The 16,214-nt window shown below is 40.0% G+C and carries 12 protein-coding genes; 4 read left to right on the top strand and 8 right to left on the bottom strand.

The annotated features are described in order from the left end of the window. Positions 1-27 precede the first annotated feature (27 nt). The 4 genes from ACZZZW_RS08985 to mraZ are packed head-to-tail and all read right to left on the bottom strand — an operon-like array spanning position 28 to position 3,901. Positions 28-2,130, bottom strand: coding sequence for a penicillin-binding protein (locus tag ACZZZW_RS08985; RefSeq protein WP_463493008.1), 2,103 nt, complete (start codon positions 2,128-2,130; stop codon positions 28-30). Next, positions 2,120-2,542: an FtsL-like putative cell division protein gene (locus tag ACZZZW_RS08980; protein WP_025144488.1), complete on the bottom strand. Its 423-nt coding sequence runs from the start codon at positions 2,540-2,542 to the stop codon at positions 2,120-2,122. The genes ACZZZW_RS08985 and ACZZZW_RS08980 overlap by 11 nt, the downstream gene beginning before the upstream one ends. Further along, on the bottom strand, positions 2,539-3,444 hold the full coding sequence (gene rsmH, locus ACZZZW_RS08975) for a 16S rRNA (cytosine(1402)-N(4))-methyltransferase RsmH (protein WP_463493007.1): 906 nt from the start codon (positions 3,442-3,444) through the stop codon (positions 2,539-2,541). The genes ACZZZW_RS08980 and rsmH overlap by 4 nt, the downstream gene beginning before the upstream one ends. Next, complete coding sequence (gene mraZ / locus ACZZZW_RS08970; protein WP_055915237.1) at positions 3,434-3,901, bottom strand: division/cell wall cluster transcriptional repressor MraZ; 468 nt, start codon at positions 3,899-3,901, stop codon at positions 3,434-3,436. The genes rsmH and mraZ overlap by 11 nt, the downstream gene beginning before the upstream one ends. Positions 3,902-4,338: 437 nt before the next feature. On the opposite strand from mraZ, the gene ACZZZW_RS08965 reads away from it, so the two are divergent. Continuing rightward, positions 4,339-4,515 carry a hypothetical protein gene (locus tag ACZZZW_RS08965; protein WP_463493006.1) on the top strand — a complete coding sequence of 59 codons (177 nt, stop codon included), beginning with the start codon at positions 4,339-4,341 and terminating at the stop codon, positions 4,513-4,515. A 41-nt stretch (positions 4,516-4,556) separates the two neighbouring features. Continuing rightward, entirely contained in the window at positions 4,557-6,437 is a 1,881-nt protein-coding gene (locus tag ACZZZW_RS08960) for a mechanosensitive ion channel family protein (RefSeq protein ID WP_463493004.1), read from the top strand. Between the two features lie 154 nt (positions 6,438-6,591). On the opposite strand, the gene ACZZZW_RS08955 is transcribed toward ACZZZW_RS08960, so the two are convergent. Further along, positions 6,592-7,560, bottom strand: coding sequence for a 3-keto-disaccharide hydrolase (locus ACZZZW_RS08955; protein ID WP_463493003.1), 969 nt, complete (start codon positions 7,558-7,560; stop codon positions 6,592-6,594). A gap of 509 nt (positions 7,561-8,069) precedes the next feature. Here ACZZZW_RS08955 and ACZZZW_RS08950 point away from each other — a divergent pair. After that, on the top strand, positions 8,070-11,231 hold the full coding sequence (locus tag ACZZZW_RS08950) for a SusC/RagA family TonB-linked outer membrane protein (RefSeq protein WP_463493002.1): 3,162 nt from the start codon (positions 8,070-8,072) through the stop codon (positions 11,229-11,231). 11 nt (positions 11,232-11,242) lie between these two features. Beyond that, the gene (locus tag ACZZZW_RS08945; protein WP_463493001.1) at positions 11,243-12,820 is read left to right on the top strand and encodes a SusD/RagB family nutrient-binding outer membrane lipoprotein; all 1,578 of its coding nucleotides are present in this window, start codon (positions 11,243-11,245) and stop codon (positions 12,818-12,820) included. Between the two features lie 71 nt (positions 12,821-12,891). On the opposite strand, the gene ACZZZW_RS08940 is transcribed toward ACZZZW_RS08945, so the two are convergent. From ACZZZW_RS08940 to ACZZZW_RS08930, 3 genes are all read right to left on the bottom strand, one after another. Beyond that, positions 12,892-14,085: a phosphoglycerate kinase gene (locus ACZZZW_RS08940; RefSeq protein WP_463493000.1), complete on the bottom strand. Its 1,194-nt coding sequence runs from the start codon at positions 14,083-14,085 to the stop codon at positions 12,892-12,894. 4 nt (positions 14,086-14,089) lie between these two features. Beyond that, positions 14,090-14,527: a GNAT family N-acetyltransferase gene (locus ACZZZW_RS08935; RefSeq protein ID WP_463492999.1), complete on the bottom strand. Its 438-nt coding sequence runs from the start codon at positions 14,525-14,527 to the stop codon at positions 14,090-14,092. A gap of 316 nt (positions 14,528-14,843) precedes the next feature. Beyond that, positions 14,844-16,181 (bottom strand): paraquat-inducible protein A, encoded by a 1,338-nt coding sequence (locus ACZZZW_RS08930; RefSeq protein ID WP_463492998.1) that lies wholly within the window; start codon positions 16,179-16,181, stop codon positions 14,844-14,846. Positions 16,182-16,214 lie beyond the last annotated feature (33 nt).

Genomic DNA, 16,214 nt, shown 5'->3' with positions numbered 1-16,214 from the left:
AAACCTTTAAACTTTCTACCTTCTGCCTTAATTCAACTCTATTTGTACACCCAAACCTTTACCCACCTTTGTTCCGGCAATTATGGATTGACTGATTACTTTCCCAGAACCCAGAACTTTGGTTTTTAATCCTGCATTGCCCAGAAGGTATAACGCATCTTTAAGTCCCATGCCGGCTACGTTTGGCATTACTCCTTTACGCTCGTTGTTCTCCTGAAAAATTGTACCTGCACTGGTATCTATAATATTGTAGTACTCAGATTTCGAAGCAAAAAGCGGTTTAAAACCAAATGCCTTATACACTTTCTGAGTGGCTTTACTTTGCCCTGCTTTTGTAGGCGGATTACCTGTATTGCCTACCAAACGGGTTGGCATATCGTTATACATCTGCATATCGCTTGCATAAATGCGGTCGGCAATTTCTCTAAAAACCGGACCGGACACCGTAGCACCATAATAAGCCCCTTTTGGATCGTTGATTACCACGATCAAAGAGTATTTAGGCTTATTTGCAGGAAAATAGCCTACAAAAGATGCTTGATATTGTTTATTGGCTTTATATCCTTTGTTTGCATCAGCTACCTGCGCAGTTCCGGTTTTACCAGCAATCGGATATAAGGGATTGTAAACCACCTGCTTTCCACTTCCTTCAGTTACCACCCCTTCAAGCATTTTTTTGATTTTGCTTAAAGTAACATCTGAACAGATTTTATCATTGATCACCCTGGCTTTAAACTGTTCAATTGGGTTACCCAGTCTTCTGATCTCTTTAACAAAAATTGGCGCTACCATTTTTCCGTTATTTGCAACCGCGTTGTACATGGTAAGCATCTTTAATGGTGTTAACTGCATTTCATAACCATAAGCCATTTGTGGCAGGGTCATGTTTTTATTCCAGCTTCTGTTGGTTTTAGGATTTTTTACCACCGGCATTGCCTCTCCAGGAATCTGTAAATCCATTTTCTGGTTCAAATGCCAATCATACAGGTGATCGGTAAATTTTATCGGATCGTTGCCATAATGCATATTGATCAGCTTTGCAATTGCAGCATTAGAAGAAGTTTCAAAGGCTTTTTTCGCCGTAACGGTTTCAATTTTCGGGTGAGAATCTGTAATGAGCTTTCCAGGGATCTGGTAGTAACCCGTTCCGATCATCGTATTGGTATCGATAAGCTTATCTTCTAAAAGTGCCATGTAAGAGGCAAGTTTAAAAGTTGATCCAGGATCCTGGTTACCGGCAATAGCATAATTAAACTTCTCTTTATATACGCCTTCTTCCACTTTAGAGAAATTGGCTACCGCACGGATCTCACCGGTTGCCACTTCCATCAATATTACCGTGCCATGATCGGCCTGTGATTTGATCAGCTGTTTTTCCAATGCACTCTGTGCCAGATCCTGCATGTTCACATCAATGGTCGAAATAATATCTGCCCCATCTTTTGGTGCCACCTCGGCCTCTTCATTCACCGGAATATAAACACCCCCGGCAATACGCTGCATTAATCTCTTTCCGGTTTCACCGTTAATGTATTCTTTATACGCACCTTCTAAACCTACACCGTTTTTAACATTTTCGTTTTTGTAACCGATGGTACGGGCGGCCAAAGCCTGAAAAGGAAGAATCCGTTTGTTCTGTTGAACCGCGATTAAACCACCACTGAACTTACCGATGTTATATAAAGGAAAAGTTCTGATGGTTTTAAGATCGGCATAGCCCACTTTACGGTGGATCAACAAATAACGGGCACTATCCTGACGGCCCTTTCGCAGATAACGGGCATATTCTTTAGCTGTTTTATCCTGGAATAGCTGCGAAAGTTTAAAACCCAGCGAATCTACTTTTTCGTTGAATACTTTATCCTCAGCAATACCACCAGCGAACATATCCATCCGGAGTTCATATTCCGGTATGGAAGTAGCGAGCAAACTGCCATCGTTAGAATAAATATTCCCACGGGTAGCCTCTACGTTCACATAGCGTGTAGAAAGGCTATCGGCCATTGCCTTCCATTTTTTTCCTTGCACAAACTGCACCTGACCGAGGCGTAAAAACACCGCGAAAGCAAAAAGCACAATTAAGCCAAATGCCAGATATACACGAAGCAAGATGTTTGCTCTAATATTCATCGCTTTTAACAATTATTTTTTTTGGTGGTTCAATCAGTTCTTTTATTCCAAGGGTATCTACCTTTTTGGCAACCTCTGTCAATTTGCTTTTGAACATCAGGTCGGCCTTTAGCGATTTATACTCCCATCTTAATTCTTTTACTTCTTTATTTAATTTATCGATCCGGCGAACATTGTTTACCGCAAAGTGGCTGTTGGCAATGTAAACCATCCCTAAGAGGGCCAAAAAACACAAATAAGGCAAAGCATCAGTTGCCGCCTCCTTACTTACCAATCCATCATTAAAAAGCTTGCTGATAAAGGAATTACTGTCCATTTTTTCTTCAGCAGTTTTTGGCCTTTTGGGCGCCGCCTTTAGCTCCGGTTCAGGCCCTATCTCTTCTTCTTCTATTTCTTCCCTGAACCTGTTCATATCTTTTCGGCAATTCTTAGTTTCGCACTGCGTGCCCTGTTGTTTTGGGCAATTTCCTCATCAGTGGCAATAATCGCTTTGCGTGTAATTACATTAAAGGGCTTTTGTTGATTTCCGAAGAAGTCTTTTTCTACCTCGCCCTGAAATTTGCCTTTTGCCATAAAGTTTTTTACCGGTCTATCTTCCAATGAGTGGTAAGACATCACCACCAAATGACCTCCGGGCTTTAAAACATCGGCAGCCTGCAATAAAAAATCCTCAAGCACCTGAATTTCAGCATTCACTTCTATACGCAAGGCCTGAAAAACCTGCGCTAAATATTTATTTTCTTTTCCTTTTGGGATGTAACCTGCAATAGCTGTCTTTAAACTATTGATATCGGTAAATGGTTGCTCCAAACGTGCGGTAACAATTGCACGCGCTAAAGACTTTGCATTTTTCACCTCGCCATAAATCCCAAAAATTTTATGTAGTTTATCTTCTGTATAGGTATTTAGAATTTCGGCAGCGGTTAAATTGCGGTGCTGATCCATACGCATATCCAGATCGGCATTATGGCGGATGGAAAAACCACGCTGTGGCACATCAAACTGATGCGAGGAAACGCCAAGATCGGCAAGAATTCCATCAACTTGCTTGAAACCTTTTAAACGGAGGTTATTTTTAAGAAAACCAAAGTTCTGATCGATAAAAATGAAACGTTCATCAGCAGGGATATTCGCCTGTACATCAGGATCCTGATCAAAAGCAATTAACCGCCCTTTCGGGCCTAAATGTTTCAAAATCTCTCTGGAGTGCCCGCCACCACCAAAAGTAACATCAACATACACACCTTCAGGATCGATATTTAAACCATCGATACAAGGCTGCAACATTACCGGCACGTGGTAATTATTCTCCATCTGCGCCTCCCTTCTTATCGCCCATTACTTTTTGGGCCAGGTTTGCAAAATTTGCAGGTACATCATCAAAAATATCTTCGTAAGATTTTTTGTCCCATACTTCTATACGGTCTAGCTGACAAGCCAAAACAAGATCACTTCCGATGCCTGCGTATTCTACCAATGATTTCGGCAAAAGCACACGACCGGCAGCATCAAGGGAAAGTTCGGTTGCGCCGCGGGTAAATGCCCTTACAAATGCACGGTTTTCCTGATCGTAGATATTAAGTTTGGCAAGATCGGCCACAACCGCATCCCAAACATTTTTAGGATAGATAACCAGGTTTTTCTCAAAACCACGGTTAATAATGAGCCCATCATTCTCAGCATTAGGCAATTGTTTCTTAAGCGCAGCAGGTACCATAAGGCGGCCCTTTGCGTCAAGTTTACAATCGAATTCTCCTAAAAGTTGGGTCATAGTGGTATCTACACTTTTTATCTAGTGTAAAAGTAAATAGTTCTACCACTTTTTACCACTTTTTACCACAAAAAAGTTTTCCACATCCTTTTTGTTACATTTTGGGTGAGGTAAGATAGATAGAATATCCCATTCAGCATACATAGAAACATATTAATCACTGATAATTAACGGATTAAAAATATTTCGGATTAAAGTGTCAGGCTGTCCCATTTTTCTTCGAAATTCTATATTTTAACTAAAAATTGCTGATTTACAGTGATTAATCGGCGGGAAATCTGCCCAGTTTTTATTCAGAAAACTGGTTGAAAATTAAAAATGAAGCAACGGAAGAATTGTCCTTTCCGAAATCGAATTCAATTGGAATTCATCATTTATATTGTCTTTTTTGTTAGCCACTATTGCTGCTTTTAGTTTTTAATACACAGAATTGCCTTATGCTGAATAATTTCAACAATACAAACGAAGCATATAGTGTGATGAATTTAAAAACGGAGGAAGAAACTTTCATTAATCTTTATACCGGGATTGCGGGTGGTAAAAGAATCCGCACCAGTTCTTTTGTTCATGTGGTTACCGATCATAAGGATAAAAGCGAAAGCACTGGATTTTAATTATTGGTAAATTTTATTACTTTAGGTTAATCCCATAAATTATGTCCAGAATTTTCACCTTCCTTGTTTCGCTATTTTGCATCCTATCTTTTACTTCTTCCGCACAACAGGACAGCGCTCGAACAAAGCCTGACAGTTCAGCCATAAAAAGACTGGATAATGATTTGGATAGGGTGAGTCAATTATCTGCAGAACGCCTTTCTGATTCGTTAAAAAGGTCCGAACTTGAAAGACGCGTGAATACTTTGGGTGCTTCTGAAAAATCTGAGCGGGCCGCATTGCTTTCGGAACTTTCTTTATTAAAGAAAAAGGATTCGGTACACCGTTCACGCCAGCAACATCAAATCGATTCGCTCCGGGCTATCATTAAAGGTGTTCCGGTTGTTTTTCATTCAGATACGCTTTATTACGTTTATGCCAAACTTGGAAGTTTCAGTGCTCTCGACCGCGCACGAGCTGTTGTGGAAAGGCTGGAACGTATTGGTGATGCCCCGGAGTTTTCGATGGATTCGCTCAGGCTCAGTTCTGCCGAACAATCTACCGATTTGCTTTATGGCCGCAACCTCTTATTATCCATTACCGAGCAGGATGCACTATGGGCAAGAACCGATCTTACCATTTATGCGAACGGGATTAGAAAAAAAGTATCGGTAGCAGTACAACAATATAGAAAAGACAATAGCTGGCGGGTTATTCTTGAAGAAATTTTACTCACCATATTGGTTATTGTTGTGGTGATTACACTCATTTACCTGATTAACAAACTATTTAAAAAGCTGTCAAAAAAAATTCTTTCCATAGAAAGATTTTCAGGGAAAGGGATTAGGATTAAAAATTACGAGCTATTGGATGCTGCGCATCAGCGACATGTTATTACATTGATTTTAAAGATTGTCCGGTTCGCCGTCATCCTGATTGTCATTTATTTAGCTTTTCCTGTGTTGTTCGGGATTTTCCCCTTCACCCGTGATCTTTCCGTAAATCTACTGGGTTACATTCTCAGTCCGCTAAAGAAAATCGGGATTTCCGTATGGAATTATATCCCCGATCTGATGACGATACTGGTGCTGTTGGTGGTTTTTCGCTATGTGATCCGTTTTGTACACTTTATCAAAGTAGAAATCGAGCGTGGAAAACTCACTATACCAGGCTTTTATAAGGATTGGGCAAATCCGACCTACCAGATCATCAGGGTATTGATTTTAGCTTTCATGCTTATTGTTATTTTCCCGTATTTGCCAGGCTCTGACTCAGGTGTTTTCAAAGGGGTATCAGTATTTATGGGTGTACTTTTTACTTTTGGATCGGCAGGTGCACTTGGGAATGTGGTTGCAGGGCTTGTACTTACTTATATGCGGGCATTCAAAATTGGCGATCGGGTAAAAATTGGTGATGTTACTGGTGATATTACTGAAAAAACATTATTGGTGACGCGTGTTCGGACCATTCAGAACGAAATCGTATCAATACCGAACTCCACTGTAATGAGTAACCATACCGTAAATTTTAGCATAGAAGCTGCCGACAAGGGACTTATTGTAAATACTACAGTTACCATTGGTTATGATGTTCCCTGGAGGCAGGTACATCAACTGCTTATAGATGCGGCGCTTGCCACTCCGCTTGTTGAAGCCGAGCCTTTGCCTTATGTACTTCAAACCAGCCTTGACGATTATTATGTTAGCTACCGTTTAAATGCCTATACAAAATCACCAAATAAACAGGCAGTAATTTATTCAGGGCTTCATGCCAATATTCAGGATAAATTTAATGAGGCCGGGGTGGAAATCATGTCGCCACATTATAAAGCACTCAGAGACGGAAATGCAACGACGATACCGCAGGATTATCTGCCTAACAATTATCAGGCTCCGCCCTTTCGCACTGAAACCAAGAAAGGTAAAGACGATAAGACCGAATGAGTTGATGGATAGTTTTTAATGTATGAAAGGGATATTCATCCCATCAAATCTCCCTTTATAGTTGAGCCTGCAGATGTGTTGTTTAATATCTGCAACACTTCCCACAGGCTCGAAATAACAAATCAAGTTCTTCTTCGCTAATCAGTACAGCTGATTATTTTGCAGGCGTAATTACGATTTTACGGTATTCAATCGGGGTATGATCTCCCTGAAGATAAATAGGCCCGGCGTCTGCTTCATTGCTATCCAGCGCACCTCCAGTAATACCTGGGATTTCCTGATTACTGATGATTGTCTTGCCATTTGCAACTACGGTTACCAGGCGGCCAACAAGGGTAATATCGTAACTTTGCCATTGATCGGGACCGAGCGTGGCCATTTCGTTAGGGGCTAGAAATCCATAAACACCGCCGAACAATACGTTATTGGGATGGGCATCCTTCTTACTGTCTTCGATTTGTACCTCATACCGCCCCCTTAAATAGATGCCACTGTTTCCGCCCTCAGCATACCTAAATTCGACATGAAGTTTAAAATCATTGTATTTCTGCTCGGTGATGAGATTTGATCCTGCTTTTGGACTGGTTAAAATACCATTTTTTACCACCCATTGGTTTGGTCCATTGGTTTTCCAACCTGATAGGTCTTTACCATTAAATAGGGTAATTGCTTTGCCCCATGCAGGCGGAGTCGTTCTTTTCAGGTATGGTGCTTTTACGCCTTTCCAATTGTATTGTTTACCATTGCAATCAAGCATAGTGCCTTCTATTCCCTTATCGGTCAGTGATCCATTGATGACAAGATTTGAGTTACCTCCCTCCCATTGCGGTGGGATTTCGAATTGAAACTTTCCATCCATAAATTTCACTTCAGCTACAGGGCGGGCGCTTCCTGCTGTTGATACAAAATAGCCTACCAATGTTTTCACACCGGAAAGTTTAACCTCTAACCAGGCCGGAGCCGGTTTTCCGTTGATGTCAACAGTAATGTCCCAACGGCCGATCAGTTCTTTGGGTGCTGCAGGCGGGTGAACGCGACCTGCGTTTATTGCAGCAAAGGTTTTTGCAGGGATGCCTGCAACGAGCAGACAACCTAAAGCAGCTGAAAATATTTTTTTTCTCATAGGGGTAATTAATTTAAGCAATTCACAGTTTATCCAAAAATTCTTAAAGTTCAGACTGAAGATAATGATGAGTAAGGTAAAACTTATTTTTTGAAGTTTAATATCGTTTTCCTGTTGAACCAACCTAAAATTTCTTATTCGAAAAACTGCTTAACTATTATTAAATCAAGCACATACATGGAAATCATGATTGTGAATTATGTCTGAACATTAAAAAATATTAATGAATCGATTTTATTGTATCAATATTTTTACTAAATTACCCATACAAAATTAAATATCGTCTAATCAACCTAAAAACAAACAACCACAAACAAAAACCTTAAAACACTTAGCAATACAGATTAAAATATTTTTTTTTTAAATAGACATTCAAATACTATATCTAAGCATGTCTAAAACGTTTTATCTCTTATTCAACAGTGCGGAAGATTATTTTGTAGCGGGCTGATGCGTGATCGATGATTTAATGGAGGAAACATTAAACTAAACTAAAACAACAAATTTGTATGAAAATGAGGAACCTTTATTCCGCCATTAATGCGCTAGAAATTAAAATTCCTAGCGCAACAAGAGGCCTGCGGAACCTAGCACTCGTTGCTGTAGCTGGCCTTGGCTTACAAAATGCAGCCAAAGGTGCAGGCACTGTAAAAAGTAAAACCATCATTACAATCCCATTCAAAACGGTAAACATTTCAAATGGTGTTAACCACAGTTTCGCTAAAACGATCAGCGGATTAGTAGTTGATGATAGTGGGCTACCCCTCCCGGGTGCAACTATAGTGGCCAAGGGAACTAGTGCCAAAACACTTACTGGAAATGACGGTAAGTTTGTGCTAAACGTTCCTGATGAGGCCACAATTTTGGTGGTTTCGTATGTCGGCATGGATTCGCAGGAGGTGAACATTAGTAATTTAACCACAGTAACAGTAAAGTTAAAATCTTCAGGCAATGCTAATTTAACTGAAGTAGTGGTAACTGCTCTAGGGGTAAAACGTGAAAAAAGAGCACTTACATTTGCTGCTCAGCAACTCTCAGGGCCGGAATTAACCAAGGCTGGCAGCCCCAATTTCATGGAAGCTTTAAGCGGCAAGGCTGCTGGTGTAGATGTGGGGATCAGTAACTCTGGCGTTGGGGGATCAACAAAAACAGTATTAAGGGGTTCAAAATCAATTACAGGAAACAGCGAGGCACTTTTTGTAATTGATGGCGTACCGGTTGTAAATAATAAAGGCGGCCAGCCTGGATCATATGGCGGTACCGACGGTGGTGATGGTCTTTCTGCGTTAAACCAAGATGATTTTGAATCGGTTACCATCCTAAGGGGTGCAAATGGAGCTATTTTATATGGCAGCCAGGGTGCAAATGGTGTGATTTTAATTAACACAAAGAAAGGTCAGAACGGCAAAATCGCTATAGCGTTAAATTCAACCCTGAATTTTAGCCAGGCCGCAACATTGCCTGAATTTCAGTTTGACTATGGCGCAATAGCAGGTAGTGATTACAGCTGGTCTAAAACAAAAGGGGATTACCAGCGCAACTATATTGATGATTTTTTTCAGACTGGTGTGAACACGATCAATTCAATATCGGTTTCTGGAGGAAATGAGCGAACAACTACCTATTTTTCCTATGGAAACAATAATGCCTCAGGGATTGTGCCAACCAGCAATTACAATAAACATAATGTGACCTTAAGTCAGGAAGCAAAATTATTTGATGATAAACTTACACTCAGTGGCAACGTAAGGTTCTCTTACGAAAATTCCAAAAACCGACCTGGCGCAGGTTATTACAACAACCCACTAACAGGATTATACTTATTTGCCAGGGAAAGAAATTTTGATGACTACAAAACCAATTATCAAATTTTTGATGCTACCCGGAACCTGTTTAAACAAAACTGGTATTCCAGTGAAGAAAAACAAAACAATCCTTATTGGGAATTAAATAACGACCCAAAACTATCTACCAGCAAAAGGGTAATTGCTACTGCAAAAGCCTCTTACGCATTTTTGCCGCATTTTAAATTTGATGTGCGTGGAAACATTGATTATAACGACAGACTATTGGATTATCGGTATGCTGCAGGTGGCAATTCAGTAAGCGTAAGTTCTAACGGCACCTGGAATTACGCCAAGTATAATGATCAGGCTTTGTATGGCGATGCCCTTTTAAGTTATGACAACACTTTTGGCAAATTCAGTTTGAATGGTGTAGCAGGAGGAAGTATCCAGGACTACACATTTAATGATGGGATGATTTTTGCCAACGGGACAACCCCATTACAGTACCCAAATTTTTTCAGTTTTGCAAACCTGCCTTATAACCTGGTTATAAATCAAACTTATAGCAGAGTTCAAAAACAAGGCTTATTTGCTAACGCATCTGTTGGCTTTAAAGATATGATTTATGTAGATTTATCAGGTCGTAACGATTATGCATCTACACTTGCTACAACTGGAAACGATTCTTATTTCTATTATTCGGCCGGACTATCTGCTATCATCAGCCAGATGTTAAGCTTGCCTAAAGGAATCAGTTTCTTGAAATTAAGGGCATCCACATCGCAAGTTGGAAACGAGGTACCTTATAATATTGTAAACCCCGGCAATACTATTGGTGGCGCAGGTGGACCGAATGGCATAGGTGGAATTACCAGAAATACTCAGACACCTTTTGCCACACTGGTACCAGAAAAAATAACCAGTAACGAAATTGGGCTGGAAGGACGTTTTCTAAACGATAGATTAAGTTTCGATTTTACTTATTATAAAAATACAAGTACCAATCAATTTTTATCCCTTCCAGCTCCTTCGGGTTCTGGTTATACCTTTTATTATGTAAATGCCGGAAAGGTTACCAACCAAGGGTTTGAATTAACATTAGGTGGAGATCCCATAAAAAATGAAAATTTTAAGTGGAATACATCTCTTAACTTATCGCAAAACAAAAATAAAATTATAGAGTTGATTGCCGATAATCCAAATTATCAGGTAGGGAGCGACAGCGAGGGATTTAATTCAATTATTAAAGCTGGTGGTTCTTTCAATGATTTATATATTTTCAAATTTGCACGAAACGCATCAGGTCAGATTATCCTGGATGAATCAGGTAAACCAACTAAAGCTGCAACGCAGGAATATGTTGGAAATGTAAATCCAAACCTCATAACGGGCTGGAACAACACATTTACCTATAAAAACTTTAGCGTAAGTGCTTTAGTATCTGCTAAATTTGGGGGCGTTGCTTTCTCTAAAACAGAGGCATTTCTTGATTCGTATGGTGTAAGTAAAAGAAGTGGCGACGCGAGAGATGCAGGAAGTATCCCAATCAATGCAATTAAAGGCACTACTGCTCAAACATCAATAGACCCGACATTATACTATTCTACAATAGGTGACAGGAACGGGATTATGGAGCCTTATGTATTCTCAAGAACCAATGTTCGTTTAGCGCAGGTATCACTCGCATATACTGTGCCCGTTAAAGGCTCGGCTATTAAATCGGCATCTGTTTCTTTGATCGGCCGTAACCTGTTCTTCTTTTACAAAAAATCACCTTTCGATCCGGAGCAAGCAATGAGTACGAGTAACAGCATGCAAGCCAACGACGTTTTTGCGGTACCTGGAACACGTTCTTATGGTTTAAATCTAAAGTTAAACTTCTAATATCTTAAATAATGAAAAAATTATGTTTAATGGTGCTTGCTTTGATATTATTCAATTCTTGCACTAAGAATTTCGAAGAGATAAATACAAATCCGAATCAAATATCCGACAAAATGTTGGAGCAGGATTTCAACCTGGTAGGATCTTCATTCTCAGGGATGTTATTTAACCTTATGGGGCACCAGATTGAGGAAGACCTGTGCTACGATAACTGGATGGGATATATGGGTACACCAACGCCATTTGTGGCAAATGTTAACAATACAACCTATTACCTGCGCTGGATTGATGCCTATTGGAACCGTATATATGGAAGTGTAATGTCTCCTTCAAAACAGGTAATAGAACTTTCGGTGGAAAAGAAATTACCACTTTTTGGAGATTGGGCAAAACTTGTGAGGATATTGGCAATATCTAAATTAACAGCCATTTATGGCCCTGTTATTTATTCGAACTATGGCACCTCGGGTTTAGGTTCTATTAAATATGACAAAGAATCTGATTTATACAACAGCATGTTTACCCAGTTAGATCAGATTGAAGCAAACCTTAAGGCCAACACATCGTATTTAGGTTTTACCAAATTCGATCCAAGCTACAAAGGCAGTATTCCTTCCTGGCTAAAATTACTCAATTCAGTACGCCTGCGTTTGGCCATGCGTATCGTTAAGATCAACCCTACGGTTGCAAAAACACAGGGAGAAAAAGCCCTGGCCGATCCTGTTGGATTGATTACGGCAAATGCTGATAATTTTCTGATTTCTTTAAATGGGGAGGTAATGCCTGTTTCGATGATCAGTTTTGATTGGAATGATACCCGCATGGGTGCAACCATGGAATCGTTTATGGTAGGATTAAAAGATGGGCGCATTGCAAAATATTTCTCTGAAGTAAACGACGCTACTTTAGCTGCTGATCACCCTACCTATAAATACAAAGGTATTCGCGGAGGCGCATTCATCAATGCCAAAGATGACCGGGTTCCATATTCAACCGTTAGCACAGATTTTAAATCAGCTCAAAACAGAAGGGGATTCACCGCATCGGAAATTGCCTTTTTAAAAGCCGAGGCAGCATTAAGAGGATGGGCAGGTGCTGGCGATGCCAAAACAAATTATGAAAATGGGGTACGCCTTTCTTTTGCCGATTGGGGAGCAGCAGGTGTAGATGCCTACTTAGTTGATGCGACAAGTAAACCGATCAGCTATGTTGACCCAAAGGATAGCAGGAATAATTTCACACCACTTTCTACCATTACTGTAGCCTGGAATGATGGTGACACCAATGAGCTGAAACTTGAAAAAATCATCACACAGAAGTATCTGGCCACATTTACCAATACTTTAGAGGCATGGGTAGATTTTAGAAGGACAGGCTATCCTAAAATTCCACATGTTGCCAAAAATGACAGCAGCCCTGATTGGGGCGTGATCACTCCTGATCAATGGATCAAAAGACTTGTATTTGTACCTGCGGAAAGAACGGGTAACACTGCTGCTGTTGCAGAAGCAGCTACCTTTTTAAATTCGGGCAAAGACGACATTGCCTCACGCTTATGGTGGGATACAAGCAGCTCAAGTAATTTTTAAACTTTAAATACGTAATAAAAATGGCCTTGCAGAGTTAATCTGCAAGGCCATTTCAATTTGAAATTTATTTTCTATCCGTTAATGGCTTTTACGCCTGGCAATTCTTTACCTTCCATATATTCAAGTAAAGCTCCACCGCCTGTTGATACATAACTTACCTCATCTTCCATGCCGAACTTTGCAATGGCAGCGGCAGAATCACCACCACCAATTAATGAGAATGCACCATTGTTTTTAGTAGCGGCTACCACTGCTTCAGCAACTGCCTTGGTACCAACCTGAAAACTTTCCATTTCAAAAACACCCATCGGGCCGTTCCATAATAATGTTTTTGAGTTTTTGATCACATCCTGAAACAGTTCAACTGATTTTGGACCGATATCCAATCCCATCCAATCTGCAGGGATCTGGCCTGAGGTTACATCTTTTTTATCAGCATCGTTTGCAAATTTATCTGCAATTACGGTATCAACTGGCAAAATAAGGTTAACGCCTTTTGCTTTTGCTTTTTCGATCAGTTCTAAAGAAAGTTCCTGCTTATCAGCTTCTAATAACGAGGTACCTATTTCGCCGCCCTGTGCTTTGGCAAAGGTATATGCCATACCGCCACCGATAATCAGGTTGTCTACCTTATCCAATAATTTCTCAATCAAAAGAATTTTATCCGATACTTTGGCACCACCCATAATTGCGGTGAAGGGCCTTTCTGCGTGGTTCAATATTTTTTCTGCATTTTCCACTTCTGAAGCCATAAGGTAACCGAAGTATTTTGCATCAGGGAAGAACTGAGCGATAATTGAGGTAGAAGCATGTGCACGGTGCGCAGTACCAAAGGCATCGTTTACATAAACATCGCCTAATTTTGATAATTTCTCTGCAAATGCAACATCGCCTTTTTCTTCTTCTTTATAAAAACGAAGATTTTCCAATAATAAAACTTCACCTGCTTTTAAATCTGCAGCTTGTTTTACTGCACTTTCACCGATACAATCGTCAGCAAATTTAACTTCAACACCAACAAGTGAGGATAAATCAGCCAAAATGTGTTTTAAAGAATATTTTTCAGTTGGTCCATCTTTCGGGCGGCCTAAGTGCGACATTAAAATCACTGCACCACCATCTTTTAAAATTTTGGAAATGGTAGGTAATGCCGCTCTGATCCTTTTATCATCTGTAATTTTAAATTCATCATCCAAAGGCACGTTGAAATCTACCCTGATTAATGCTTTTTTATCTTTAAAGTCAAACTGGTCAATAGTATTCATGTTATTATTTTTGATTTAAGTTTAATTTCATTTCATAGTGGAACCCGATTCCGGGGATATCGAATTCCGGTGATTCGGTGGTAAAACCGATTTTTTTATAAAAAGCTGCAGCTGTTGAGCGGGCATTGCACCATAAGTAGTCGGTATTGTATTCTTTCAGGTATTCGATGGCAAAGGTTACCAATGCTGCTCCGTAGCCTTTTCCTCCCGCATCGGGATGTGTGGCCATTCCCCTAAGCTGATAGCCTTCTCCGTCTTCAGGAAAAAAATCGTTGCGCATAAAGGTGGCTATCGATTTTATTTCTCCATCTTTTAAAAAGCCAAGATGAAAGGTATCATAGGCAGTATCTCCTTCAAAAACACATTCTTTAAAGGGTCTGCCATTGCGCAAAACCAGGCTTCTTAAAGGGAGTACTTCTTCCGGAAGAATAAATTTGACCATATTTTTAGTATCAATTGGCAAATGTATCAATGTAAGATACTGCAATAGCATGCACTGCAAACGTTTGCAAAGTTAATAAAGCAATTGAAACCCGATAATAATATCGCTCAAAAAGTGCTAACATTTTGGAGATAAATTGCTGATGATGAAAATTTAGAATGAGATATACGCTAGCGGGTTAAAACTGATTTTTACAGGTTGGTAAGAAAAAGCATGACGATAGTCAGATCGATTCTACCCGATAATAAAAAAGCATTTTCTAATAGCTTTGGGCGGCATTCATGCAAAAAATTTATAGTTGATGACCTCTAAAGTTTTACTCGCAAGGGCCATTCTGTTCATCAATCCGCTTTAATATAAAAGAAAGTATGGTTGCATACACTACATAAGCCACGAACACAAAAAAACCAAGCTGCAGTGCCGAATTATTTGCGGTTACCGTTTTTAGGGTATCATTTTCCATATTCAATCCGGATAACTGGCTCTTCAATATCCCGTTCAAACCTATATATGTCATGGCAATACCGACTACCATCACATCGGCCATGTCCCATTTACCAAGATCGAAGGCAAGAAACCGCAATATTTTTCTGCTGCCGAACAGATGCCCGCATGATACATGAACGCCCCTGGCTATAATGCGGAGCAATGGCAGGATCACAACAAAAAGAAGCAGCAAGGCGCCAACCAACACGGCATCGGGCTTGGGTTGTTCGATCAGCGTTCCGATAATGCCCAATATGCTTTTGCTCTGGAAAAACAGTACTTGGTTGGTAAAGGCTATTTTATCACCGAGCAGCGCAAACTCCAGTGTTTTGATCCTTGCATCTACCTCTATAATTTGTGAAGTAACACCCACAGTAAGCAAAATAATGGCAAATAGCAACGACATCACGAACAAGGGAACATGCAACTGCACGCGTTTTCTTAAAAACAACCACAGTACCAGCGCAATGGCAACACAGCCTAGCATGCCTTCTGCGCACTCAAGGGTTTCTTTTTTGATTTCTGATAGTCTTGAATTAATCAATTTATCATATGCACCGGCACTGTTTACATGGTATTTACGATAGATATTACGCTCCACAGTAGTAATGGTGGTATCGGTGCTGTCGTAAGTCTGCCCTTCCAATTCGTCTATTTTACTTGCGGCTACGCCTTTAAGCCTTTTTAAACTGGTGGGGCTGGTAATTTTAGCAACGATGGTTTTGGCAAATGAAGGTACCTGGGCATGAAGTTCATCCACATCAACAAAACTGTTGAAAGCAAGTTTTTTCAATTTACCACCAAGGGTTTTCTGCGGTTTGGTAACTTCTGATACTGCCTTGTTTACCAAGCCGTGCAATTCTTTTTCCACCTCCTTGAGCATGTCCTTTTTCTGCCCGGCGGTTAAATTAAAGCCTTTAACCCTTCTGTCTACAACTGCAGAAATCTTATCACCCCATTTATCAACCGAAAAAATTCCGAATGTGATATTATTGGATAAGCTATAATCTTCTTTTATCCTTTTCTGCTCGTAAGATAATTGGTGAAAACGGTAACCAAAATAGCCTTCTCCGATCAAAAGGATACTTAAACCCACTATTAATGCAAGCGGGGCTAACCAATTTTTTTTGGTATGGATATTTTGAGTGTTATTATTTGTAGTTTCCATAAATAATTTAATCAATCAGCTGTAATAAATGGG

It is taken from the genome of Pedobacter sp. AC379 (assembly GCF_979258145.1).
This window is presented reverse-complemented; position numbering and strand designations above follow the sequence as displayed.

Bases quoted from the DNA above. Each gene is read 5' to 3' on its own strand.
- ACZZZW_RS08930 (WP_463492998.1), bottom strand. From the start codon at position 16,181: ATGGAAACTACAAATAATAACACTCAAAATATCCATACCAAAAAAAAT.
- ACZZZW_RS08965 (WP_463493006.1), top strand. From the start codon at position 4,339: ATGCTGAATAATTTCAACAATACAAACGAAGCATATAGTGTGATGAAT.
- ACZZZW_RS08940 (WP_463493000.1), bottom strand. From the start codon at position 14,085: ATGAATACTATTGACCAGTTTGACTTTAAAGATAAAAAAGCATTAATC.
- mraZ (WP_055915237.1), bottom strand. From the start codon at position 3,901: ATGACCCAACTTTTAGGAGAATTCGATTGTAAACTTGACGCAAAGGGC.
- ACZZZW_RS08935 (WP_463492999.1), bottom strand. From the start codon at position 14,527: ATGGTCAAATTTATTCTTCCGGAAGAAGTACTCCCTTTAAGAAGCCTG.
- ACZZZW_RS08980 (WP_025144488.1), bottom strand. From the start codon at position 2,542: ATGAACAGGTTCAGGGAAGAAATAGAAGAAGAAGAGATAGGGCCTGAA.
- rsmH (WP_463493007.1), bottom strand. From the start codon at position 3,444: ATGGAGAATAATTACCACGTGCCGGTAATGTTGCAGCCTTGTATCGAT.
- ACZZZW_RS08950 (WP_463493002.1), top strand. From the start codon at position 8,070: ATGAAAATGAGGAACCTTTATTCCGCCATTAATGCGCTAGAAATTAAA.
- ACZZZW_RS08985 (WP_463493008.1), bottom strand. From the start codon at position 2,130: ATGAATATTAGAGCAAACATCTTGCTTCGTGTATATCTGGCATTTGGC.
- ACZZZW_RS08960 (WP_463493004.1), top strand. From the start codon at position 4,557: ATGTCCAGAATTTTCACCTTCCTTGTTTCGCTATTTTGCATCCTATCT.
- ACZZZW_RS08955 (WP_463493003.1), bottom strand. From the start codon at position 7,560: ATGAGAAAAAAAATATTTTCAGCTGCTTTAGGTTGTCTGCTCGTTGCA.
- ACZZZW_RS08945 (WP_463493001.1), top strand. From the start codon at position 11,243: ATGAAAAAATTATGTTTAATGGTGCTTGCTTTGATATTATTCAATTCT.